This window comes from Pandoraea commovens, assembly GCF_024704525.1.
Taxonomy (GTDB): domain Bacteria; phylum Pseudomonadota; class Gammaproteobacteria; order Burkholderiales; family Burkholderiaceae; genus Pandoraea; species Pandoraea commovens.
Genome location: NZ_CP102780.1, coordinates 5,512,786 through 5,536,686, shown reverse-complemented (window position 1 = coordinate 5,536,686; position 23,901 = coordinate 5,512,786). Strand labels below are relative to the sequence as shown.

Annotated in this window: 16 protein-coding genes and 1 pseudogene; 12 read left to right on the top strand and 5 right to left on the bottom strand. The window is 62.6% G+C overall.

Features of this window, described 5'->3' with window-relative positions:
* Positions 1 to 5 precede the first annotated feature (5 nt).
* The 6 genes and pseudogenes from pilM to NTU39_RS24880 all read left to right on the top strand — a co-directional run bounded on the left by pilM (position 6) and on the right by NTU39_RS24880 (position 7,375).
* A complete protein-coding gene (gene pilM / locus NTU39_RS24905) occupies positions 6 to 1,109 on the top strand; it encodes a pilus assembly protein PilM (protein WP_257958796.1) in 1,104 nt (367 codons plus the stop codon).
* Positions 1,100 to 1,771, top strand: coding sequence for a PilN domain-containing protein (locus NTU39_RS24900; RefSeq protein WP_257958795.1), 672 nt, complete (start codon positions 1,100 to 1,102; stop codon positions 1,769 to 1,771). Before pilM ends, NTU39_RS24900 begins: the two co-directional genes overlap by 10 nt.
* Positions 1,761 to 4,448: a type IV pilus secretin PilQ gene (gene pilQ, locus NTU39_RS24895; RefSeq protein ID WP_257958794.1), complete on the top strand. Its 2,688-nt coding sequence runs from the start codon at positions 1,761 to 1,763 to the stop codon at positions 4,446 to 4,448. Before NTU39_RS24900 ends, pilQ begins: the two co-directional genes overlap by 11 nt.
* Positions 4,354 to 4,872 (top strand): annotated as a pseudogene (locus NTU39_RS24890) (shikimate kinase); the annotation flags it as partial. The gene pilQ and the pseudogene NTU39_RS24890, both read left to right, overlap by 95 nt.
* A 273-nt stretch (positions 4,873 to 5,145) precedes the next feature.
* On the top strand, positions 5,146 to 6,222 hold the full coding sequence (gene aroB, locus NTU39_RS24885; RefSeq protein WP_257958793.1) for a 3-dehydroquinate synthase: 1,077 nt from the start codon (positions 5,146 to 5,148) through the stop codon (positions 6,220 to 6,222).
* Positions 6,223 to 6,238: 16 nt separating this feature from the next.
* On the top strand, positions 6,239 to 7,375 hold the full coding sequence (locus tag NTU39_RS24880) for a deoxyguanosinetriphosphate triphosphohydrolase (RefSeq protein WP_150666268.1): 1,137 nt from the start codon (positions 6,239 to 6,241) through the stop codon (positions 7,373 to 7,375).
* Between the two features lie 192 nt (positions 7,376 to 7,567).
* On the opposite strand, the gene NTU39_RS24875 is transcribed toward NTU39_RS24880, so the two are convergent.
* The 3 genes from NTU39_RS24875 to NTU39_RS24865 form a co-directional block, all read right to left on the bottom strand.
* On the bottom strand, positions 7,568 to 7,945 hold the full coding sequence (locus NTU39_RS24875; protein WP_174985062.1) for an ElaB/YgaM/YqjD family protein: 378 nt from the start codon (positions 7,943 to 7,945) through the stop codon (positions 7,568 to 7,570).
* 295 nt (positions 7,946 to 8,240) lie between these two features.
* Complete coding sequence (locus NTU39_RS24870; RefSeq protein ID WP_150666266.1) at positions 8,241 to 8,990, bottom strand: OmpW/AlkL family protein; 750 nt, start codon at positions 8,988 to 8,990, stop codon at positions 8,241 to 8,243.
* Positions 8,991 to 9,271: 281 nt separating this feature from the next.
* Complete coding sequence (locus NTU39_RS24865) at positions 9,272 to 10,120, bottom strand: OmpW/AlkL family protein (protein WP_150666265.1); 849 nt, start codon at positions 10,118 to 10,120, stop codon at positions 9,272 to 9,274.
* Between the two features lie 198 nt (positions 10,121 to 10,318).
* Between NTU39_RS24865 and NTU39_RS24860 the strand changes: the two genes are divergently transcribed.
* The 6 genes from NTU39_RS24860 to NTU39_RS24835 all read left to right on the top strand — a co-directional run bounded on the left by NTU39_RS24860 (position 10,319) and on the right by NTU39_RS24835 (position 21,399).
* Complete coding sequence (locus NTU39_RS24860) at positions 10,319 to 11,020, top strand: transposase (protein WP_150666264.1); 702 nt, start codon at positions 10,319 to 10,321, stop codon at positions 11,018 to 11,020.
* A gap of 390 nt (positions 11,021 to 11,410) precedes the next feature.
* Positions 11,411 to 16,144 carry a glutamate synthase-related protein gene (locus tag NTU39_RS24855; RefSeq protein WP_373275338.1) on the top strand — a complete coding sequence of 1,578 codons (4,734 nt, stop codon included), beginning with the start codon at positions 11,411 to 11,413 and terminating at the stop codon, positions 16,142 to 16,144.
* A gap of 98 nt (positions 16,145 to 16,242) precedes the next feature.
* A complete protein-coding gene (locus tag NTU39_RS24850) occupies positions 16,243 to 17,709 on the top strand; it encodes a glutamate synthase subunit beta (RefSeq protein ID WP_150666263.1) in 1,467 nt (488 codons plus the stop codon).
* Between the two features lie 490 nt (positions 17,710 to 18,199).
* Positions 18,200 to 19,525: an MFS transporter gene (locus NTU39_RS24845; RefSeq protein WP_150666262.1), complete on the top strand. Its 1,326-nt coding sequence runs from the start codon at positions 18,200 to 18,202 to the stop codon at positions 19,523 to 19,525.
* 111 nt (positions 19,526 to 19,636) lie between these two features.
* Positions 19,637 to 20,461, top strand: a complete 825-nt coding sequence (locus NTU39_RS24840; protein ID WP_150666261.1) for an NAD-dependent epimerase/dehydratase family protein — start codon at positions 19,637 to 19,639, stop codon at positions 20,459 to 20,461.
* Positions 20,458 to 21,399, top strand: a complete 942-nt coding sequence (locus tag NTU39_RS24835; protein ID WP_373275337.1) for an SMP-30/gluconolactonase/LRE family protein — start codon at positions 20,458 to 20,460, stop codon at positions 21,397 to 21,399. Before NTU39_RS24840 ends, NTU39_RS24835 begins: the two co-directional genes overlap by 4 nt.
* Positions 21,400 to 21,560: 161 nt before the next feature.
* On the opposite strand, the gene NTU39_RS24830 is transcribed toward NTU39_RS24835, so the two are convergent.
* Positions 21,561 to 22,820 carry an MFS transporter gene (locus NTU39_RS24830; protein ID WP_150666260.1) on the bottom strand — a complete coding sequence of 420 codons (1,260 nt, stop codon included), beginning with the start codon at positions 22,818 to 22,820 and terminating at the stop codon, positions 21,561 to 21,563.
* 126 nt (positions 22,821 to 22,946) lie between these two features.
* Complete coding sequence (locus tag NTU39_RS24825) at positions 22,947 to 23,756, bottom strand: SDR family NAD(P)-dependent oxidoreductase (RefSeq protein WP_373275336.1); 810 nt, start codon at positions 23,754 to 23,756, stop codon at positions 22,947 to 22,949.
* Between the last annotated feature and the right edge of the window lie 145 nt (positions 23,757 to 23,901).

Here is a 23,901-nt window from a genome sequence, read left to right as displayed (position 1 = left end):
AAGTCATGATCGCAGCGGTTTTGCGCGGGGTGCGTCACATGGGAAAGCAGTGGGCGGCGATGACAGCGATGAGGCCGGGCAACGGCGGTGGTGGCGGTTGCGGAATCCACTTCGACGCTAATGGCATGCAATTCGTTCGCATCACGCGAACACCGGGGAGCGACCGATTGCGTCTGGACGCCTATGGCGCCGCCGCGCTGGAAGACGGCATGCTGCGTGGCGCGCTGATCGTCAAGCCGGAGGCCGTGGCGCGTCGCCTGGAGGAGTTGTTGGAACGTCTGGGCACGCGGGCGGAGGCGTTGCAGGGTGACGCCATCGTGCTGGCGCTTCCGTCGCACGGACTGAAAACGCAGGTGATCGACTGTCCTGCGGACCTGCCTCCGCGCGCGCTACGAGCGTGGTGTCAGCGTCGTGCGGCGCTTTTGCTGCCCGGCGACGGCGACCCCAATTTGCGCAGCCGTGTTGGCGTGGCGTGGGCTGAACCGGGCAGCCATCGTCTGCGGTTGTATGCCTGCGAAGCGACCCCGGTGGACGACAGGATGGCTGTGCTTGAAATGTCAGGGCTACGCGCACAAGCCATTGACGCCGCCCATCAGGCCGGGCGACGCGCGTTTCTGTGGGCGCAACGTGCAGCCCAGCGAACGTCCGCATCCAACGACCACGAGGCGTTCGCGCCCGCAACCTCTGTCAGCAGAGATAGAACAGGCGGGCCGGGCGCGCTATTGCAGATCGATGGCCAGACACTCGATCTGGCGGTGTTCGATGGTGCGGTTTGCGTGGGGGATGTTCGTGAGCGCTTTGACAGCGTTCGCGGGCACCCGGAGGCGTTGGCAAGCGCGGTTCGAGATCTGACGCGAGCATTGCCGATCGCGCCGCGCGTAATCGATGTCGCGACGCAAGGGGCTGGCCCGGCGGAACTGGTGGCGATCTGTGACGCAGTCGCAAGCGCATGCGGTGTTGCTGTACATCCCTTCGACCCGCTCGCGACATTCGAGGGTGCGGATCCTGCCGGACAGCGTCAGGAGACGTTCGTGCCGCGTGCGGCGCTCGCTGTGTCTTGTGGGCTGGCACTGCGAGCCATGTCGATGCAGGGGGTGGCATGCGGGTGACGCAGGCATTCCCGCCGCTCGATTTCCTTCCCACGCTGGCACAGTGGCGACGCCGCGAGATGCGTCGGCAATGGCGAGTCTGGGTGTGCCTGGCGGCGTGCGGCGCCATGGCTTCGCTGGTGCCCATTGCGTGGGACCGTCACCAGCGCCGCGACATGCAGGCGCAGCAAACGGCATTACGCGCGACGAAGGATAGGCTTGCCGGAGAGGTGGCGGCGTTCGACATGACGCGGCGACAGCTCGCCCAACTGCGGGCTCACCGCAGGACCGTCGTTGCGCTGGTTGAGCGTCGGCCTGCTGCGGCCGATCGTCTGCTCGACATCATGCGGGCCTGCGCCGATGGCGTGCGGTTGTCGGTGGTGAAGATGGCCGACGCGCATCTGCGAATCGAGGGCTATGCGACGACGCAATCGCGGGTGCGCGAAACGCAGAAGCGACTGCGTGCGTTGCCCTGGGTGCGCAAGGTGACCGAGGTCGAATCGAGCGTGGTGCCGGAGAGCGTCCGGCGCCAATGGGCGGACGCGCAGACACAGGCCGGGGCACTGAACATTCGTCGCTTTACGCTGCGCATCGCGCTGAAACCCGTGCCAGCACCCGTCGTCTTCGCCGGTGTTTCGGATCTCGACGGCCAAACGACGGAGGAGGTGCCCGATGTACGGTGAAAATCACCCTCCAGATGATGTGCGCGACATGTTTCATGAAGTGAAGGCGCGTTGGCGGGCGCGCTGGGAGACATGGCTTTCCATTTCACCGACCGAATGGTCGCCGGGCGTACGGTGGGGCCTCGCGATTTCTGCGGTGCTGACGGGCTTCTTCCTGGCGTGGTCGATTGGGTGGTTGACGAATCTCCCGGCGCGTGCGGCCCTGAAACAGGGGCTCGAAGCCGAGCGGCAGATGTTGGCGCGTGCCAAGGACGCTGCCGACCGTTTACCGTCGATCGTGCGCCGACTTCAGAACGAAGGAGCGGAAACCAGAACATGGCAACGCATGCTGCCCGTCGTCGAGCCGGGGGCTGAGGCGTTTGCAGGGGCGTCCGAAGGTGAGTCGTCGGCTTCGTCGACCCTGTCAAAGCGTGCAAGTGACGCGCCCGAGGCTGACGACGACGCTCTGGCAGCATGGCGCGCCGATCTTGAACGACTCGTTTCTCGGAGCGGGCTGACGTTGGAGTCTTCGCGTCCAGGACCGGCGGCAGTATCCGGCGAACTGGAAACCGAGCGCGCTGAGTTGCGTGTTCGAGGCACGGTCGCGAATTTGCTCGGCTGGCTTGCTGAGGTCAACCGGCTGCCACGACATCTGGCGGTCGAGCAGTTCTCGCTGGACGGCCCTCGCATGCAAACCGGCACAACTGGCGGTGCAACGCATCCCGACAGCGCAGAAGCATCGTTGAGCGTCACCGTGTCTGCATATCGTTGGCGCCGCACGGCCGAGCCCGCCGAGTCGCTCGACAGGTCGACAGCAAATGCGCTCCCTGCGCTGCCTGAACCGCCACCGCGATGGGAGATGCCGACGGACATCGTCGACGTGTTTCGCACGCCCATGACACGTCGGTCTGCACAAGATGCTGTGACCATGACCCAATCGATGCCTCAGGTGCCCGTCGAGAATGCTGAGCCCGTGGCGGCAATGCGTGCAGGTACTCGTCGCGTCGTGTTGCGCCGGACCGCAACCGCCGGGCTGTCGGCCACCTGGAGCGATGACGGGGCATTGCCGGGTAAGGCGCTGTCGAATCGTGACTCTTCCGACCCTTCGACGGTGGACGTGGTGTTGCACGGTGCTGAAGTTGCAGACGCGCTGCGAGTGTTTGCGCGGTTGACCGGCCGGAGTGTGGCGATCGGCGAGCGCGTCACGGGGCGACTCGATATGGAGGTGACAGGGGTGTCTGCCGCGACGGCGTTCGACGTCATGATCCGAAGCGCGGGCCTGGGTGTGCAATCCGTGAACGGCGTCGACTGGATTGCGCCGCGTGCCGATCTGCTAGCCGACGAGCGAACGCAACTGGAAGCTGCGGCGAAACGTGAGGCATTGCAGCCACTGGCTGCGCGCCGGTTCCGGCTGAACTATCCACGGGCCGAGGCGTTGCGGGAGATCATTCTCGGACAGAAGGACAGCAAAGGGCAGCGTCTCTTGTCCGCGCGCGGCGGTCTCATTGCGGATCCCAGGACAAATCAGCTATTCGTCACCGACCTGCCCGAGAGGCTCGATGCGCTGGCGTCGTTCATCGAGCGCATCGATGTGCCCGTTCGACAGGTGCTGATCGAAGCTCGCATCGTCGAAGCCGACGACCGGTTCAGCGAGTCGCTCGGCGTCCGGCTGGCGGGACAACACGGCGGTGCGAATGCGCAACGTGGCGGTGAAAAGCGTCCGACGTCGGATACAGGATCGTTTGATGTGCCGGATGGCGGGCGCGTCGCGAACGGCGGCACCCGCGCAACGGGCGGCGACACGAGCGTTCCCGGGAGTGCGGTGGATGTCGGACTTTCGGCGGCGGCGCTGGCGGGCGTGGCGCCGCCGAGTCTTGCGATCACATTATTCGGCCGGTCCGCAAGCCGCTTCCTGCAATTGGAGCTCTCCGCACTGGAGACCAGCGGGCGAGGGCGAATGGTTTCCCGCCCGCGCGTGGTCACGGCAGACAAGGTGCAGGCGCTCATCGAGCAAGGCACAGAATTGCCTTATCAAACGCGCAATGGTCGACGCAACGTGGCATCCGTGCAGTTCCGCAAGGCGACCCTAAGACTCGAGGTCACGCCCTTGATTACGCCGGACGGGCAAGTGATATTGGATGTGGATGTGCGCAAGGACAGCGTGGGGCAGGCCGTCGCAGAAGGCTTCGCCGTCGATACCCGGCATGTTCGGACCCAGGTGCAAGTCGAAAGCGGCGGGACGGTCGCGATCGGTGGGATCTACCAGGAGGTAAAGCGGGACAGCCGCGCAAGCGTTCCCTGGCTGGGAGACGTGCCGGTGCTGGGCGCACTTTTCCGTAACCGCGCCAATGAGGACCGGCGAACGGAGTTGCTGGTGTTCCTGACGCCCAGCGTCGTGCCGGACGGCGCGGCGGCGGTCGGGGCTCCCGATGTGCCCGGCACGAGCGCCAGCGCGGCGTCGCTGCCCCTGTCGGACGACTTGCGTGATGACCTTCCACCCGGTCATCCCCGGCTTCTCGGGGTGTTCCCCGAGGCGACGCGTTCCGCACGCCCGACGCAGATACCGGTATCATCAGGGATTGGAACCCAAATATCAGCGATTTATGCTGGAAAACGTAATACTTGTCGGACTGATGGGGGCGGGCAAGACCACGGTTGGACGCGCAGTGGCACGACGTCTTGGACGGCAGTTCTATGACTCCGACCATGAGATCGAGGCGCGCACGGGCGTGCGCATTCCGGTCATCTTCGAGCACGAAGGCGAGGACGGCTTTCGTCAGCGCGAAACCCAGACCATCGACGAACTCACCCAACGCAGCGGAATCGTGCTCGCCACTGGCGGGGGCGCGGTGTTGCGCGCAGAAAACCGCGAGTACATCAAATCGCGCGGCACGGTGGTGTACCTGCGCGCTAATCCGCACGATCTCTGGTTACGCACGCGTCGCGACAAGAATCGTCCGTTGCTGCAAACGGCAGATCCGCGTGCGCGACTCGAACAGTTGTATCAGGAGCGCGACGGGCTCTACCGGGAATGCGCGACGTTCATCATCGAAACCGGGCGGCCAAGCGTCAACGCGCTCGTCAACATGGTGCTGATGCAACTGGAAATGGCGGGCATCGTACCGAGCAACGCAGCGCTATTGCCTGACGCTACGGACGCGCTGGATGCGGCGGATGCAGCGGATGCGACAGACACCTCGGAGAGCGCTCATGGCGATGCCGAAGTGGAACAGCTGCCTCCGGATGATGTCGGCGCGACGCATGAAGTGGACACCGGCGAGGCGATCACGACCGCGCCTGTGACGCCTGGCCGTGATACCTTTCCTCGCTGATAGTGGCCCGAACGGACCGCATTGCCCGATTTTGCAGAACATGACAACAAGCCAACAAACGGCATGATTACCCTGAAACTCGACCTTGGCGAGCGCGCCTACCCCATTCACATCGGCACCGATCTGCTGACGCAGGACGCGCTGTTTGCGCCGCACGTGCGCGGCACGCATGCAGTGATCGTGACCAACACGACCGTCGATCCGCTTTATGCGGAACGGGTGGCTGCGACGTTGCAACGTCTCGGCAAGCGCGTGGTGAAGGCGGTGCTGCCCGATGGCGAGGCTTACAAGAACTGGCAGACGCTCAACCTGATCTTCGATGAACTGCTCGGCGCGCAGGCGGACCGCAAGGCCACACTGATCGCATTGGGCGGCGGTGTAGTCGGTGACATGACCGGGTTCGCCGCCGCGTGTTATATGCGCGGCGTGCCCTTCGTTCAAGTGCCGACGACGCTGCTTTCGCAGGTTGACTCTTCGGTTGGCGGCAAGACGGGCATCAATCACCCGCTCGGCAAGAACATGATCGGCGCCTTCTGGCAGCCGAGCGCCGTGCTGGCCGATATCGGCACGCTGTCGACGTTGCCGGATCGTGAGCTGGCGGCCGGTATGGCCGAAGTGATCAAGCACGGCGCGATTGCAGATGAGAAGTACTTCGACTGGATCGAAGCCAATATCGATGCTCTGAACGGTCGCGACACGGCGGCGCTGACGTATGCCGTGCAACGCTCTTGCGAAATCAAGGCGCAGGTCGTGGCCAGCGACGAACGCGAGCAGGGGCTGCGCGCCACGCTCAACTTCGGTCACACGTTCGGTCACGCGATCGAATCCGGTCTGGGCTATGGCGAATGGCTGCACGGCGAAGCCGTGGGCTGCGGCATGGTGATGGCGGCGGACTTGTCGGCGCGTCTGGGCTTTATCGACGAGGCGATGGTGCAGCGAATCAAAGCGCTTGTCGCGGCGGCCAGGCTGCCAGTGACGGGACCGGACCTCGGCGAGGACCGGTATATCGATCTGATGCGTGTCGACAAGAAGGCGGAAGGCGGCGATATCCGCTTTGTGCTGCTCAACCGGTTGGGGCAGGCGTTCATGACGAGCGTGCCCGACGCAGAACTTCGCGCCACGCTGCGCGCTAACGTCTGAGACAGGAGGGCTGGCGATGATCGATTACGAAGCGTCGCTTGCCCCCTACGCGGCGCGCTCCACCGCGTCACGTGGCCGGCGCTTTGCGGAAAGCGCCCCCACGACACGCACCGAGTTCCAGCGCGACCGCGACCGCATTATCCACTCGACGGCATTTCGGCGTCTCGAATACAAAACGCAGGTCTTCGTGAATCACGAAGGCGATCTGTTCCGCACGCGTCTCACGCACAGTCTCGAAGTGGCGCAGATCGGGCGGTCGATCGCGCGAAATTTGCGCGTCAACGAGGATCTGGTCGAAGCGGTCGCGTTAGCGCACGATCTCGGCCATACACCGTTCGGCCACGCGGGGCAGGACGCGCTGAATGCCTGCATGCAGGACTACGGCGGGTTCGAGCACAACTTGCAGAGTCTCATCGTTGTCGATGAACTCGAAGAGCACTACGGCGGCTTTAACGGGTTGAACCTCTGCTTCGAGACGCGCGAAGGCATTCTGAAGCACTGCTCGCGAGCGAATGCGCGCGGGCTTGGCGAACTGGGCGAGCGCTTTCTCAAGGGACTTCAGCCTGGCATCGAAGCGCAGATCGCGAATCTGGCCGACGAGATCGCCTATAACAACCATGACATCGACGACGGTGTGCGATCTGGTCTGCTGACGCTTGAGCAGCTCGACGAGGTGCCGCTCTGGCACCGCTACTGCACGGAAGCCAAGCTCGCATGGCCGGACATCTCCGGTCGCCGTCTGGTGCATGAGACGACGCGACGCATCATCAATGCGCTGATCGTCGATCTGATTGCGACGACACGTCAACGCGTGGCCGACGCCTCGCCGTTCTCCATGGATGACGTGCGCGCTTCGGGACCGCTCGTCGCATTCAGCGCGGAGATGCGCGAACAGGCGGGAAGTCTCAAGCGGTTCCTGTTCGATAACCTCTACCGGCACTATCTCGTGATGCGAATGGCCGCCAAGGCGCAGCGCATCGTGCAGGAGTTGTTCGAAGCCTTCATTTCCGAACCACGCCTGTTGCCGCCGAACTACCGTCCGGAGAATCCGGAAGATCAGCCGCGCTGGATTGCTCACTATGTGGCCGGTATGACCGACCGCTACGCGATTAAGGAATACCGCAGACTGTTCAGCGTCGAACCGACGCTTTGAGTCACGGAAGTCGGATGTTCGCAGGCTTTCGGTAACGAGGCCGGAAACTGGCGACGAGGGACGAGCAGAAAGCACAAAAAAACAGCCGGCACTTGCCGGCTGTTTTGATTTCAAAGCTGATTCCGTCGAGTCGGACACCGCCGGAGGGCGGCGCGCTTTCGCGACCGCGCCGCCGTCATGCAGCCATCTGATTCAACTGCGACCGAGGATGAAGCCGAGTACCAGTGCGGCTGCGGCCACCGTGCCGACGGTCTGCCACGGGCGCTCGTGCACGTAGCCATCGGCCTCTTCCCAGACTTCATTGGCGCGACGGCGCAGATTCGCACGCGCATCGCCGAAGTCGTCGCGCGCCTGACGCAGCTTATCGCCGATCTCCGCACGAAGCGCTTCAACATCCGACGCCGACTTGGCATTGGACAGTGCGTGGTCCAGATCATCGAGCAGATCGCGGACTCGCGACGACACATCACCACTCGCCAACCGCGCGGCGCGTGCCGTACGACGACCGGCAAAGCGTGCGTCTTCCATGCTGCTGTTGAGTGCCGTTTCCGCTTTCGAGGCAATTCCCATTTTCAGACTCCCAAGAGGTGGTATTGAAATGCGACGTCCGGTAAACCCGGGAGGACGAACGTCGGTGGAACCCTGAGGCGAGCGGCCATTATGGCCCGCCCACTTGCGTGCGTACACCTGGAAAGACAGTTTCGGGAAAAGGAAAGTTGCGGCGCTTTGGCTGAAGATGCTGTCGGAATACGCTGACATGCGTTGAGATGGTGATTGTCGCGCCCTGAAATGCGAAAACGCCGCACAAGGCGGCGTTTCCAGTACAGCTTGATGCGACTCGGTGTAACTTGCGTCGTGCGGCGACTTAGAAGCGGTAGCCGAGCGACAGGAACGTCACGACCGGGTTCAGCTTGACCTTCGCTTCGCTGGTCGTCGTGATCGGACCGCGCGTCGTCGTCAGCTTGGCCGTCGTGCTCACCGGGATGTACGACACCGAGAAAGCCAGCGTCCAGTGCTTGTCGACGTTCCAGTTAATACCTGCGTTGAACACCGGTGCCCACGAGTTGGTCAGTTTAGCCGTCGTGTTGCCGCCGGCACCGCCGGTCAGGCTTGCGCTCGCCAGCTGCTGGAAGCCCGGCGTCAGTTCGATGTTCGAGTACCAGAAGTAGCTCGCACCGATACCGAGGAACGGACGCCACGTGTCGCCCGCCTTACCGAAGTAGTACTTCAGCAAGATGGCCGGGCTCCACTGCTTGGCCGAAGCCAGCGATCCTCCGCCCGGCAGCGCCAGGTTGCCCGTGCCATACAGGCGGAACTTCGGCGGTACGCCGAACACGCCTTCCACGGCGATGTTGTCGGTGAAGAAGTGGGTCAGCGTGAGGCCGAGCGTGTCGGCGTCATCGACATTGGCACCCGTGTTACCCAGGCGGCTGTTCACCAGATTTGCCAGTCCCGGGACATTCGATCCAGTCACATGCAGCGGATCACTCGAAACCTGGGGCGAGAGATGGAACCAGCCTGCGCTGACCATCGTATCCCCAGCTTGCTGTGCGAAGGCGGCCCCCGATGCCGTCAGCATAGCCGCGGCAGCAATCGTCAAATGCTTCAACTTCATCGATTTCGTCTCCTGCTCAAGATTCTTTATTGTCGAGAATTTCGTTAAATGAAATTCAGGGCCATTATGCCGACCGTGCAAATTCGCGGATAGCGCGACTCTGGAGGTGTCGCTCTAAAGGTGTTGTATCCGCGCATCGACCTATGGAATGCCCTTAGAAAAAAGCGCTGGACGAAAGAAAAGCGTGCCCTTATACGTCAAGCACGCTTTCGGAAATAACTGCGGAGTCCGATATTCTGGCCGCAACTAGCGGAACGCAATTAGCGTCCCGCCAGCTGGGTTTAGAACTTGTAGCCGACCGATACGAAGGTCACAATCGGGTTGAGCTTGATTTCGGCATCGGACGACGAGAGTACCGTTCCGTCCTGCGCCTTGATTTTGATGTTCGCAGTGGTTTTGAGCGGCAGGTAGGAGACCGACGCGCTGGCAACCCAGTGCTTGTCGAATGCATAAGAAACACCGGCGTTGAAAACCGGTTGCCACGACGCCGACGATTTGGCTTCGACCGTCGTCGGCCCGTTATGTCCGGAAGTAAAAGACAGCACACTGCCGAAATTCTGATTCAGCGCCGCTTCAAAATTCGGATTGAGGCTGACGTTCGTGAAGAACGTATAACTCACACCGACACCCAGAAAAGGGCGCCACGTCGAATTGGCTTGTCCAAAGTAGTACTGCAGCACGAGCGCCGGGCTCCACTGGCGCACACTTTGCACAATCGGGTTGTTTTGCGCCGCGCCGAGGTCGATACTCGTGAGCGCGCCGGCCAGTCCCGGTGGCGCAATCACGCCTTGTCCGGTGAGCTTGAACTTGGCTGGCACGCCGGCCACGGTCTGCAAGGCGATGTTGTCGGTAAAGAAGTGCGTGATGACGAGCCCGAGAGTGTCGGCGTTGCTGACCTTCGCGCCGCTGCCGGGTGAAGTAAAGTTCGATGGCACGAGCGTGGGGGTGAGGCCCTCCTGAGTGACGCTGGTGGTCATCGGTTTGCTGGAGTCCTGCGGGGCGATGTGGAACCAGCCGAGGTTGACGACGTTATCGCCTGCTTGTTGTGCACTGGCGCTGGTGGACGCCAGGGAAATGCCGAGTCCGAGCGCGCATAAGCACGCCGCGGACCGATAGGTCCGAGTTGTCATTTGTCTTTCCTCCCAAGATTATTTATTTATTTTTCGATGCATTATGCGCTTGGGATTTCGGTGCGCAATCGTCGGATCTAGAACTTTTGTACGAATCAACGGGGTTTAGCTAGATATCAGTATTTAAAGAGATTTTTCATGTTGAAACTCTCTCGCAAATCGTGATGTCCAGCTTTAAAGCATTACATTTGAATCAGCATGGCCCGATTACCGAGACTCTTCATTCCGCGTCAGCCGCAGCACGTGATTCTGCGGGGCAATAACCGACAGGCTATCTTCGTCGACGACGAGGACCGGCGCGTGTTCCACGACCGTCTGCGCGACGCCGCACGTGCCAACGGCCTGGCCATCCACGCCTGGTGCATGATGCCGAATCATCTGCATCTGGTCGCGACGCCCTCCGACGAGCGAAGTCTGCCCGCCACGTTGCAGGCGGTTGGCCGCTATTACGTGCTTTATTTCAACCGACGCCATCAGCGCACGGGCACGTTGTGGGAGGGCCGATATCGCGCCACGGTGATCGAGGCGGAGCACTATCTGTTACTCGCTAGCCGCTATGTCGAGCTCAATCCCGTTCGTGCCGGTCTGGTCGACGCCCCGGGTAATTACCTGTGGTCGAGTTACAACCATCACGTCGGTTTGACGGTCGATAGCCTCGTGACGGACCACGCGCTCTATTGGGAATTGGGCAACACGCCGTTCGAGCGTCAGCGCGCTTACGCGGAGGGGTTCTCGATCCCCCTGCCAGCGCATGAGGTCGACGCACTGCGTACAGCGACGCAGAAGGGATGGCTGCTCGGCGGTCCCGAATATCAGGCGAGAATGTCGCTCGCCGCGAATCGCCGGGTGAGTCCACTCACGCGCGGGCGTCCCCGCAAACCGGCACCCAATGCCCCCTGACGCAAGAATCCGACAGGCCGGTTCCGGCCTGTCGTTCCCCCAGTAAGCTCTCCAAGCGGTTGAAATTAAAGATTTTTCTGTCAAATCTTCGTCGCATGAAATCCATCTGACCCCAATAAAATCAAGCCTTCTTTTGGTGCGGTTTTTAATTGGAATCTGACCCCATTAAATTCTTTTGTCATTGTGAATTTCATGGCGTATATTCCAACTTCGGCCGATTGGTGCGATGCGGAAAACCGTGCGCGCTGAGTCGGCGCCCTGTGGCGACGCCCGAGAACGACCTTCGACGCGTGCGAATCCGCAGTTCTGGCCCGCCCGGCCAACCCCACTTAACCCGGTCGACCGCGACGATCATGCGCGCGGCGGCCTCGCCAAGAGACGGTGTAACTCGTGGAAAAGAAACAGCAACCGATTGCGACGGCAGCAGCGCTGCCGGGTGAGGCGTACTTGGCGCCGGACGCACAGGGCATGTACGACCCGGCCAACGAACACGATGCCTGCGGCGTCGGCTTCGTGGCACACATCAAGGGCGTGAAGAGCCACGCCATCGTCGAACAGGGTCTGAAGATTCTCGAGAACCTGGATCACCGGGGCGCTGTGGGCGCCGACCCGCTGATGGGCGACGGCGCAGGCATCCTGCTCCAGATCCCCGACCAGTTCTATCGCGAAGAGATGGCCAAGCAGGGCGTGACGTTGCCGCCGGCTGGCGAATACGGCGTCGGCATGATCTTCCTGCCGAAGGAACACGCGTCGCGTCTGGCCTGCGAACAGGAACTCGAGCGCACCGTGAAGGCAGAAGGTCAGGTCGTGCTGGGCTGGCGCGATGTCGCGATCGATCGCGACATGCCGATGTCGCCCAACGTGAAGGCCACCGAGCCGATCATCCGTCAGATCTTCATCGGTCGCGGTCAGGACATCATGGTGACGGACGCCCTCGAGCGTAAGCTGTACGTCATCCGCAAGACCGCCAGCCACCGCATTCAGGCGCTCAAGCTCAAGCACGGCAAGGAATACTTCGTGCCGTCGATGTCGGCGCGCACGATCGTCTACAAGGGGCTGCTGCTGTGCGATCAGGTGGGCCGCTACTACCGCGACCTGGCCGATCCGCGCACCGTCTCGGCACTCGCGCTCGTTCACCAGCGTTTCTCGACGAACACGTTCCCCGCATGGGAACTGGCGCACCCGTACCGCATGGTCGCGCACAACGGTGAAATCAACACCGTGAAGGGCAACGTCAACTGGATCAACGCCCGCACGGGTGCGATCTCGTCGGCCGTGCTCGGCAACGATCTGCAAAAGCTGTGGCCGCTGATCTACCCGGGCCAGTCGGATACGGCATCGTTCGACAACTGCCTCGAAATGCTCACGATGGCCGGCTACCCGCTCGCCCACGCCGTGATGATGATGATCCCGGAAGCCTGGGAACAGCACACGCTGATGGACGAGAACCGCCGCGCGTTCTACGAGTATCACGCTGCGATGATGGAGCCGTGGGACGGCCCCGCCGCCATCGCGTTCACCGACGGCCGTCAGATCGGCGCGACGCTCGACCGTAACGGTCTGCGTCCGGCGCGCTTCGTGATCACGGACGACGACGTCGTCATCCTGGCCTCGGAGTCGGGCGTGTTGCCGATCCCCGAGTCGAAGATCGTCAAGAAGTGGCGTCTGCAGCCGGGCAAGATGTTCCTGATCGACATGGATCAGGGGCGCATCATCGACGACAAGGAACTCAAGGACAACCTCGCCAACGCGAAGCCGTACAAGAGCTGGATCGACGCCGTGCGCATCAAGCTCGACGAGATCGATTCCAAGGTCGAGGAAGCCGGTGTGCATCACGACACGGCCACGCCGCTGCTCGATCTGCAACAGGCGTTCGGCTACACGCAGGAAGACGTGAAGTTGCTGATGACGCCGATGGCGATCAACGGCGAAGAAGCCACGGGCTCGATGGGCAACGACAGCCCGCTCGCGGTCATGAGCAACAAGAACAAGACGCTCTATCACTACTTCCGTCAGTTGTTCGCGCAGGTGACGAACCCGCCGATCGACCCGATCCGCGAAAACATGGTGATGTCGCTGGTGTCGTTCATCGGCCCGAAGCCGAACCTGCTCGACACGAACAACATCAACCCGCCGATGCGTCTCGAAGTGTCGCAGCCGGTGCTGGACTTCAAGGAAATCTCGAAGATCCGTCACATCGACAAGTACACCGGCGGCAAATTCCGTTCGTACGAGTTGAACATCTGCTACCCGGTCGCATGGGGCAAGGAAGGTATCGAAGCGCGCCTCGCATCGCTGTGCGCGGAAGCCGTCGACGCCGTGAAGTCGGGCTACAACATCCTCATCGTCTCGGACCGTCTGACAAACCGCGAACAAGTCGCCATGCCTGCGTTGCTCGCCACGTCGGCTGTGCACCAGCATCTGGTTGCTCAGGGTCTGCGTACGAGCACGGGTCTCGTGGTCGAAACGGGTTCGGCACGTGAAGTGCACCACTTCGCATTGCTCGCGGGCTACGGCGCGGAAGCCGTTCACCCGTACCTCGCGATGGAAACGCTCGCGCAGATCGCTCGCAAGCAAGGCGGCGACCTGACGCCCGAGAAGGCCATCAAGCACTTCGTGAAGGCCATCGGCAAGGGCCTGCACAAGGTCATGTCGAAGATGGGTATCTCGACGTACATGTCGTACACGGGTGCACAGATTTTCGAAGCGATCGGTCTGTCGCAGGACCTGATTCAGAAGTACTTCCAGGGCACGGCGTCGAACGTCGGCGGTATCGGCATCTTCGAAGTGGCCGAAGAGGCGGTGCGTCTGCATCGCGACGCATTTGGCGACAACCCGGTGCTTGCGAACATGCTCGACGCCGGTGGCGAGTACGCGTTCCGCATCCGCGGTGAAGACCACATGTGGTCGCCGGACGCCATCGCCAAGCTCCAGCATTCGACCCGCTCGAACTCGTACCAGACGTACAAGGAATACGCGAACCTCATCAACGACCAGAGCAAGCGTCACATGACGCTGCGCGGTCTGTTCGAGTTCCGCGTCGATCCGCAACGCGCGATCCCGCTCGATCAGGTGGAATCGGCGAAGGACATCGTCACGCGTTTCGCCACGGGTGCCATGTCGCTCGGTTCGATCTCGACCGAAGCGCACGCCACGCTGGCCGTTGCCATGAACCGTATCGGCGGCAAGTCGAACACGGGTGAAGGCGGCGAAGACCCGCGTCGTTATCGCAACGAACTCAAGGGCATTCCGATCAAGAAGGGCGAATCGCTCGCCTCGATCGTGGGCCGCGACGTCATCGAGACCGATATCGAACTGCAAGACGGCGACTCGCTGCGCTCGAAGATCAAGCAGGTCGCGTCGGGCCGCTTCGGCGTGACGGCGGACTATCTGGTCTCTGCCGATCAGATTCAGATCAAGATGGCGCAGGGCGCGAAGCCGGGCGAAGGCGGTCAGTTGCCGGGTCACAAGGTGACCGAGTACATCGGCAAGCTGCGTTACTCGGTGCCGGGCGTGGGTCTGATCTCGCCGCCGCCGCACCATGACATCTACTCGATCGAAGATCTGGCACAGCTCATTCACGATCTGAAGAACGTGAACGCGTCGTCGTCGATTTCGGTGAAGCTCGTGTCGGAAGTCGGCGTGGGCACGGTGGCCGCCGGTGTCGCGAAGGCCAAGGCCGATCACGTGGTGATCGCCGGTCACGACGGCGGCACGGGTGCATCGCCGCTGTCGTCGGTGAAGTACGCCGGAACGCCTTGGGAACTGGGCCTGGCCGAGACGCAACAGACGCTGGTGCTCAACCGCCTGCGTGGTCGTATCCGCGTGCAGGCCGACGGTCAGATGAAGACGGGCCGCGACGTGGTGATCGGCGCGCTGCTCGGCGCAGACGAATTCGGCTTCGCGACGGCACCGCTCGTCGTCGAGGGCTGCATCATGATGCGCAAGTGCCATCTGAACACCTGCCCGGTCGGCGTCGCGACGCAAGATCCGGTGCTGCGCAAGAAATTCCAGGGCAAGCCGGAACACGTCGTCAATTACTTCTTCTTCGTGGCCGAGGAAGTGCGCGAAATCATGGCGCAACTGGGCATCGCGAAGTTCGACGACCTGATCGGTCGCGCCGATCTGCTCAACACCAAGTCGGGTGTGGAGCACTGGAAGGCGAAGGGACTCGATTTCAGCCGCATCTTCCACCTGCCGGAAATGGAAGCCGACGTGCCGCGTCTGCATGTCGAGACGCAAGACCACGGTCTGGCCGGTGCACTCGATCACGCGCTGATCGAGAAAGCGATGCCGGCGCTGGAGAAGGGCGAGCACGTCTCGTTCATCCAGCCGGTGCGTAACCGTAACCGTACGGTCGGCGCGATGCTCTCGGGCGAAGTGGCCAAGCGTTACGGTCACGAAGGTCTGCCGCAAGACACGATCCACGTGCAACTCAAGGGCACGGCGGGTCAGAGCTTCGGTGCGTTCCTCGCACGCGGCATCACGCTGGACCTCGTGGGCGACGGTAACGACTACGTCGGCAAGGGTCTGTCGGGCGGCCGCATCATCGTGCGTCCGACCAACGACTTCCGCGGCAATGCCGAAGACAACATCATCGTGGGTAACACCGTGATGATCGGCGCCATCGAAGGCGAAGCGTTCTTCAACGGCGTGGCCGGCGAGCGCTTCTGCGTGCGTAACTCGGGCGCGACGGCGGTCGTCGAAGGCACGGGCGACCACGGTTGCGAATACATGACGGGTGGCACGGTGGTCGTGCTGGGCGAGACCGGCCGTAACTTCTCGGCAGGTATGTCGGGCGGTGTGGCCTACGTGTACGACGCTGACGGCACGTTTGCCGCCAAGTGCAACACGGCGATGGTCGCGCTCGATCCGGTGCTGCCGCACGGCGAGCAGGAGCGTACGGTGAGCCAGGGTCTGTGGCATCGCGGCCAGACGGACGAGGCACAGCTGCGCGAGCTCATCGAGCGTCACTTCCAGTACACGGGCTCCACGCGTGCAAAGGCGCTGCTCGAAGACTGGGACGGCGCACGCCGCAAGTTCGTGAAGGTGTTCCCGAGCGAATACAAACGCGCGTTGGGCGAAATGGCCAAGGCGGGCGACAAACAAGCACTGGCGGCCTGAATCTGCTGGCGCGGTCACGCCGCGCGGGGTGAGGGCCCCGCAGGCGTGCCGCGCGCGGGTGAGGCACGGTAACCACAAAACTTTCCGACTGAAGAAACATGGGCAAGGTCACAGGTTTTCTCGAATTCGAGCGCCAGAGCGAGTCTTACGAAGCACCGCTGGCACGCGTGAAGCACTACAAGGAGTTCGTGCTCGCGCTCTCCGACGATCAGGCAAAGGTGCAGGGCGCACGCTGCATGGACTGCGGCATTCCGTTCTGCAACAACGGTTGCCCGGTCAACAACATCATTCCCGACTTCAACGATCTGGTGTATCGCCAGGACTGGAAGTCGGCCATCTCGGTCTTGCACTCGACCAATAACTTCCCGGAATTCACGGGACGTATCTGCCCCGCGCCGTGTGAAGCGGCCTGTACGCTGAACATCAACAGCGACGCAGTGGGCATCAAGTCGATCGAGCACGCGATCATCGACAAGGCCTGGAGCGAAGGCTGGGTCGAGCCGCAACCGGCGAAGCACAAGACCGGCAAGACGGTCGCCGTCGTCGGCTCCGGTCCCGCGGGCATGGCGGTCGCGCAGCAACTCGCGCGCGTCGGCCACGACGTCACCGTGTTCGAGAAGAACGATCGCGTGGGCGGCCTACTGCGTTACGGCATCCCCGACTTCAAGCTGGAGAAGTGGCTGATCGATCGCCGCATGCGCCAGATGGAAGCCGAAGGCGTGACGTTCCGCACTGGCGTCTACGTGGGCAAAGAGGCCCCCGAAGCGCACATCAACAACTTCTCGAAAGAGACGATCACGCCGGACCAGTTGCAGGCGCAGTTTGATGCCGTGGTCATCGCAGGCGGTGCGGAACAGCCGCGCGATCTGCCGGTGCCGGGCCGCGAGCTCGAAGGCATCCATTACGCGATGGAATTCCTGCCGCAGCAAAACAAGGTCAACGCGGGCGACAAGCTGGCGAACCAGATGCTGGCGACGGGCAAGAACGTGATCGTGATCGGCGGTGGCGACACCGGCTCGGATTGCGTGGGCACGTCGAACCGTCACGGCGCGAAGGCGGTCACGCAGTTCGAACTGCTGCCGCAACCGCCGGAGCAGGAAAACAAGCCGATGGTGTGGCCGTACTGGCCGACCAAGCTGCGCACGTCGTCGAGCCACGAAGAGGGCTGCGAGCGCGACTGGTCGGTGGCCACGAAGCGCTTCGAAGGCAAGAACGGCAAGGTCGAAAAGCTGATCGCCGTGCGTCTCGAATGGAAGGACGGCAAGATGCAGGAAGTGCCGGGCTCGGAGTTCGAACTGAAGGCCGACCTCGTGCTGCTCGCGATGGGCTTCGTCTCGCCGCTGCAAACGGTGCTCGACGCGTTCGGCGTGGACAAGGATGCGCGCGGCAACGTGCGTGCCTCGACCGAAGGCGAGCGCGCCTACACGACGAACCTGCCGAAGGTGTTCGCGGCCGGCGATGTGCGTCGCGGTCAGTCGCTGGTGGTGTGGGCGATTCGCGAAGGCCGTCAGTGCGCCCGTGCCGTGGACGAGTTCCTGATGGGCCATTCGGAACTGCCGCGCTAAGTCTGACTAAGTTGCGTAGGTTGGATCGGCGCACCTTCGGGTGCGCGCAGGTGTATGCCTGCCAAAACCACAAATACGGGGTGGTTGTGATTTGAGAGGAGGGGGCGCGGAGGTAGGCATCTGCGTCACTGTGAAGAAGCCGTCCGGATGGAAACGTCCGGGCGGTTTTTTCTTGCCTGTTCCTCCTGCGCGGCCTGCGGTCCGTTGCGATCCCGCCAGTCGCCGAAATTCTGTAGGTGGCTAAATATAAGACGTCGTATAACAAGACGTCATTTGCGCACATTCACATGTGGGATAACTCTCCCAACATGTGCAAACTTCAATACTGATAAGGCTTGTAGCGCTGCGATGGTGAATCCGTCGAAAGACTAGGGATTATCCGTAAACCGCGTAATCTTTCATTGTCATCGTACATCGTCTCACGTAGGATGCCTCTCCAAGCAAGCGTGATGCTTGCCATAAAAATATCCACGGAAGAGAGACAACCATCATGGCACTGAAGATCAAAGGCCTGCGCTGGTGGATGATCGGACTGCTGACGCTCGGCACCGTCATGAACTACCTCGCACGCAGCTCGCTTGCCGTAGCCGCCCCCACGGTGATGAAGGATCTCCACATCACGACTCAGCAGTACGGCTGGATCACGGGCGCATTCCTTGTGTTGTATCCGATCGGTGCCCCCATCACCGGCTATCTGATGGACCGTATCGGCCTGCGTCTGGGCTTCCTGCTGTGCGGTGTGATGTGGTCGGTGGTGTGCATGCTGCACGGTCTGGCCGACGGCTGGGTCGGGCTGTTTGTGCTGCGCGGTCTGCTGGGTCTTGCCGAAGCGTCGTTCATCCCGGCGGGCATGCGTGCCGCTGCGTTCTGGTTCCCGTCGAAGGAGCGCGCGCTCGCGGCGGGCATCTTCAACATCGGCACGTCCATCGGTGCGATCCTCGCGCCGCCGCTGATCGCGTGGTCGATCCTGCGCTACAACTGGGAGACGGCATTCGTCATCGCCGGTGCGCTCGGTCTCGTGTGGGGCGTGCTGTGGTTCGTGTTCTATCGTCACCCGACCGATCACCCGGCGCTCTCGCAGGCCGAGTCCGATTACATCAACGAAGGCCGTGTGGTCGACGCTGCCGCCGATGCCCGCAAGCCGAACCTCGGCTCGATCCTGCGTCAGCGCAACTTCTGGGGTATCGCGCTGCCGCGCTTCTTTGCCGATCCGGTGTGGGGCACGATCGTGTTCTGGATGCCGTTGTACCTCAATCAGGCACGCGGTTTCGATCTGAAGACGATCGCCGCGACCGCGTGGCTGCCGTTCGTCGCGGCCGATATCGGGTGCCTGATGGGCGGCACGGTATCGGTGTGGCTGAACAAGCACTTCAAGATCACGATCTTCAACGGCAAGCGTGTCGTGTTCACCATCGGCGCGATCATCATGACGGCGATGTGCGGTGTGGGCTTCGTGAAAGATCCGATGATGGCGATCTTCCTGTTGTGCCTCGGCGGCTTCGCGCACCAGACGCTCTCCGTCACCGTGATCTCGATGTCGGCCGACCTGTTCCAGCGCAACGAAGTGGCGACGGTCACCGGTCTGGCGGGGCTGTCCGCCGGGATCGGCAACCTGCTCTTCACGCTGGTGATCGGCACGTTCGTGACGGCGGTCGGCTACGCGCCGTTCTTCGTGGCGCTGGGGCTGGGCGATCTGATCGGCGCGGTGATTCTGTGGACGGTGGTCAAGCCGCACATCACGGGCACGGCCACGCCGTCGCCGGTACAGACACGCAAGGGCGCTGGCATCGAGGTCAACCGGACTGCCAATGCGTAGCCAGCGAGACGTTTGAAGATTTAGCGTACGCCGCGCTGCACACTCCCCCTTGGGTGTGCGGCGCGGCGTCGGTTTTGTTGTACCGATGAATCAGGAACAATAAGGATCACTATGAGCCAGCCTTCCGGCAAACCCTTCCGTCGTCTTCTGCTGACTGGAGCAGCGGGCAACCTTGGCAAACAACTGCGCGGCAAGCTCGCGGAGTGGGCGGACATCGTGCGCGTAAGCGACATCGTGCCGATCACCGACACTGCGGCGCACGAAGAGTCGATGCAGGTCGACCTCGCCGACCGTGCGGCCGTGCATGCGCTGCTCGAAGGCGTCGATGCGCTGGTGCACCTCGGCGGCGTGTCCGTCGAAGCGCCGTTCGACGACATCCTGCAAGCGAACATCCTCGGTCTGTACAACGTCTACAGCGCCGCGCAGAAGCAAGGCGTGAAGCGCATCGTCTACGCCAGCTCGAACCACGCCGTCGGCTTCCATCCCGTGACGGAAGTGCTCGACGTCGACGCCCCGCATCGCCCGGACGGCATGTACGGCATTTCGAAGTGCTTCGGCGAAGACCTTTCGCGCTACTACTTCGACCGCTTCGGCCTCGAGACCGTGTGTCTTCGCATCGGCTCGTCGTTCGAGCAGCCGAAGAATCCGCGCATGATGGTGACGTATCTGAGCTACCGCGACTTTGTCGAACTCGTGCGTTGCTCGCTATTCACGAATCGCGTCGGCCACGCGATCGTTTACGGCGTGTCGGATAACCCGACGCTGTGGGTCGACAACACCAAGGCGGCATTCCTCGGCTTCCGTCCGCAAGACAGTTCGGCCGAGTTCGCCGGTCTGTTCCCGGCCAAAGCGCCCGATCCGCAAATGGACGACTGGACGCAACGCTTCCAGGGCGGCCCGTTCGTGTTGATGGGGCCGATGGAGCCGAAGGCGTGAGTGTGGCCGGAGTCTCCATCGAACGGCTGGAGCCGTCGCGCGAGACACCTCACGCGGTCGGCGAAAGCCCGCTCTGGCGTGCCGACGAACAGGCGCTCTACTGGGTCGACATCCCGGCAAAGCAACTGCATCGCGTGACACCCGCCGACGGCGAACACCGTCAGTGGACGTTCCCCGAGCAGGTCGCGTGCTTCTCGTTCGACACGGCGGGCACGTTGCTCGCCGCGTGTGAGACGGGGGTGTTCGCGGTACGGCTGGGTGCGCCAGGCGACGTGGCCGCGTCAGCGTGGACGCGTCTGGCTGCCCCCGAATTTCCGGCCTCGGGCATGCGTTTCAACGATGGACGTTGCGACCGTCAGGGCCGCTTCTGGGCGGGCACGATGGTGGCGGATATGTCGCTCGCGAGCGACGCCGGATCGCTCTATCGCTTCGATGCAAAGGACGGACTGTCCGCGCCGCTCGTTGATGGACTCGTCACACAGAACGGTCTAGGCTTCTCGCCAGACAGCCGCACGATGTATCTGAGCGATTCGCATCCGACGGTGCGTCGCGTGTGGGCGTTCGATTTCGATGCCGACAGCGGCGCGATTCGCAACCGGCGTCTGTTCGTCGACATGAACCAGTACCCGGGGCGCCCCGATGGCGCAGCCGTCGACGCCGACGGGTGTTACTGGACGTGCGCCAACGACGGCAGCCGGTTGCTGCGCTTCACACCGGTGGGTGTGCTGGACCGTGAGATCGTGTTGCCAGTGTCGAAGCCGTCGATGTGTGCGTTCGGCGGACGCGATTTCGACACGTTGTTCGTCACGTCGATTCGTCCCGGCACGAACGCGAACGAACACGACGGTCACGTCTTCGCCGTGCGATGCGGCGTGCAAGGATTACCGGAAGTGCCGTATTCGGGCGAGGTGGACGCGCGGCCGGTAGCAAGGGTGTAGGCGGGGGTACGAAGGTGGCGACGCCGCGCGGTAGTGCATAAGCGGCGCGCACTGAAGCGGTTCCGGGTTGGCTGGCTTACACAATGGCCATCCGGTGAGGCGGCGGGACGTCGGAGCGATCGTGGTGTTCGATCCGGCGTCCCGTTTTGCCATGCTGATGCTTAATGCACGAAATCGGTCGAGACGAGCGACTTGCCGCGCGTCTCGGGCAGCAGCAACGCGCACACGACGACGAGCAGATAGCCGCCGCCCGCGACCATCCCGATGGCCTTCACGAGCGAACCGGTCTGCGCGAGCGTGCCCACTGCGATGGGGAAGAACGATCCGATGCCGCGCCCGAGGTTGTAGCAGAAGCCCTGACCCGAGCCGCGAATGTGGTTCGGATACAGCTCCGTGAGATACGCACCGATGCCCGCGAAAATGCCCTGCACGACGATGCCCAGCGGGAAGCCGAGCATCAGCATGGCACTGTCGGTGATCGGCAGCATCGTGTAGACCATCCCGAGCACGAACGATGCGATGGCGAAGAAGATGAATGCGCCACGGCGTCCGAGCTTGTCCGAGAGAATCGCGCCGACGATATAGCCCACGAACGAGCCGACGATCAGCACGATCAGGTAAGCGCTCGTGTTGAACACCGACAAGCCGCGTACCGTCTTCAGATACGTCGGCAGCCACGTCGTGATCGCGTAATAACCGCCGAGCATGCCGGTGCACAGCAGACTGCCGAGGATCGTCGTCTTCAGATGCGCGGGGGCGAAGATCTGCGTGAAGTTGCTCTGTAACTGACCTTCGGCGATCTTGCGTCGCGTTTGCGTGAAGATCTCCGGGTCCGACACGTTGCGACGCACATACGTGATCCACACCGCAGGCAGAATCCCGATCCAGAAGCACGCACGCCATGCGTAGCCTTCATCGAGCACTGCAAAGAAGAACCAGTACAGCAGCGCGGCGGCGGCCCAGCCGACCGACCAGCTACTCTGCACAGTGCCGACTGCTTTCGCGCGATGCTGCGGCGAGCGAATCATCTCGCCCATCATCATCGTGACGACGGTCCACTCGCCGCCGAAGCCGATGCCCTGCAACGTGCGCGTCACGAGCAACTGCCAGAACGAATTCGTGAAGCCCGAGAGAAACGTGAACAGGCAGAAGGTGGCAATCGTCCATTGCAGCACGCGCACGCGGCCATAGCGATCCGCAAGAATGCCCGCGAGCCATCCGCCGACGGCCGACGAGATGAGCGAGCTGGTCGCGATCATGCCCGCCTCGCCCTTCGTCATGCCCCACGCGGCAATGAGTGTGGGGATCAGGAACGAATAGATCATGAAGTCGAACGCGTCGACGGCATAGCCGCCAAAGCCCGCATACAGGGCCTTGCGCTCCTTCGTGTTGAGTTCTTGGAACCAGGAAAAAAACGCCATGAAGACTCCTCGGTGGATCGTGTGCTTGTCGTTATGTGTGCGACGTGTGGTTGTTGTGTATCGATGTCGGGCATCGATGGTCGGGTCCACGTCTGACCCGGTGATCGGTGGATTCTCGGCGCCGTATCAGAGTGTCAGGCCGCCATCGACATGAATCACCTGGCCGGTGATTTGCCGTGCGTGCGGTCCGAGCAGGAAGACGGCAAGGGCGGCGATGTCGTCGGGCTCGCAGAGGCGTCCGGTTGGTGTGGCGTCGGCCGCGCGCTGCCATGCGGCCGGATCGATGGCCGAGTGGCCGCTGTCCTTGCGCGTGTAGCCGGGCGCAACGCAATTGATCGTCACCCCTGCGCGGGCGTACTCGGCGGCGGCGCTTTTCGCCAACGCTTCGATGGCCGCCTTGGCGGCGGCAGTCGCCGGGAATCCCGGTTGGTTCGGCGCGAAGCGATGCGCTACGAACGAGCTGACGGCGACCACGCTGCCTTGCGACGAACGTTGGAGATCGGGCAGCGCGTGACGCAGCAACGCGGCGAATGCGCCGGGCATGGCGGCGAGCGTGCGTGCGAAGGCCTCGTCGTCTATATCGGTCAGTGACTGACGCGTGGCGAAGCCCGCGTTGCTCACGATCTGATCGACCGGGCCGAAGGCGTCATGCGCGGCGTCGACGAGTCGCGCGGCGGACTGCGCGTGCGTCAGATCGCCGAACCATGTGGCGCACTGCGCACCGGCGTCTTCGCATGCGCGACGTACCTCAGTGAGCCGCGCCTGACTGACATCGGACGCGCCGCGTGTGTGCAGCAGCAAGCGTGTGTCAGGAGAGGCGAGACGGCGGGCGATGGCCGCGCCGATGCCGGACGCGGCGCCGGTGACGACAACGGTGCGTCCGTCGCGCTGAGAGGAATTCGGCGACAGGCCGGACGAGGAATCTGAAGGAATCACGATGAGCCCGGAGATAGCCTGAAGGGGTGCTCGTGATTATGCCAAACCGTCTCGGTGCCGGGACAGCCGCGTCAATATTATTTACGAAGTGAACAAAGTGGAGGAATCGCCCGGTGGGAATGGTACGGGGCGACGTGAGATCTGC

Coding starts and splice junctions, on each gene's coding strand:
- NTU39_RS24830 (WP_150666260.1), bottom strand. CDS start 22,820: ATGGCGTTTTTTTCCTGGTTCCAAGAACTCAACACGAAGGAGCGCAAG.
- NTU39_RS24865 (WP_150666265.1), bottom strand. CDS start 10,120: ATGACAACTCGGACCTATCGGTCCGCGGCGTGCTTATGCGCGCTCGGA.
- NTU39_RS24870 (WP_150666266.1), bottom strand. CDS start 8,990: ATGAAGTTGAAGCATTTGACGATTGCTGCCGCGGCTATGCTGACGGCA.
- NTU39_RS24860 (WP_150666264.1), top strand. CDS start 10,319: ATGGCCCGATTACCGAGACTCTTCATTCCGCGTCAGCCGCAGCACGTG.
- NTU39_RS24900 (WP_257958795.1), top strand. CDS start 1,100: ATGCGGGTGACGCAGGCATTCCCGCCGCTCGATTTCCTTCCCACGCTG.
- NTU39_RS24845 (WP_150666262.1), top strand. CDS start 18,200: ATGGCACTGAAGATCAAAGGCCTGCGCTGGTGGATGATCGGACTGCTG.
- pilM (WP_257958796.1), top strand. CDS start 6: ATGATCGCAGCGGTTTTGCGCGGGGTGCGTCACATGGGAAAGCAGTGG.
- NTU39_RS24840 (WP_150666261.1), top strand. CDS start 19,637: ATGAGCCAGCCTTCCGGCAAACCCTTCCGTCGTCTTCTGCTGACTGGA.
- pilQ (WP_257958794.1), top strand. CDS start 1,761: ATGTACGGTGAAAATCACCCTCCAGATGATGTGCGCGACATGTTTCAT.
- aroB (WP_257958793.1), top strand. CDS start 5,146: ATGATTACCCTGAAACTCGACCTTGGCGAGCGCGCCTACCCCATTCAC.
- NTU39_RS24880 (WP_150666268.1), top strand. CDS start 6,239: ATGATCGATTACGAAGCGTCGCTTGCCCCCTACGCGGCGCGCTCCACC.
- NTU39_RS24850 (WP_150666263.1), top strand. CDS start 16,243: ATGGGCAAGGTCACAGGTTTTCTCGAATTCGAGCGCCAGAGCGAGTCT.
- NTU39_RS24875 (WP_174985062.1), bottom strand. CDS start 7,945: ATGGGAATTGCCTCGAAAGCGGAAACGGCACTCAACAGCAGCATGGAA.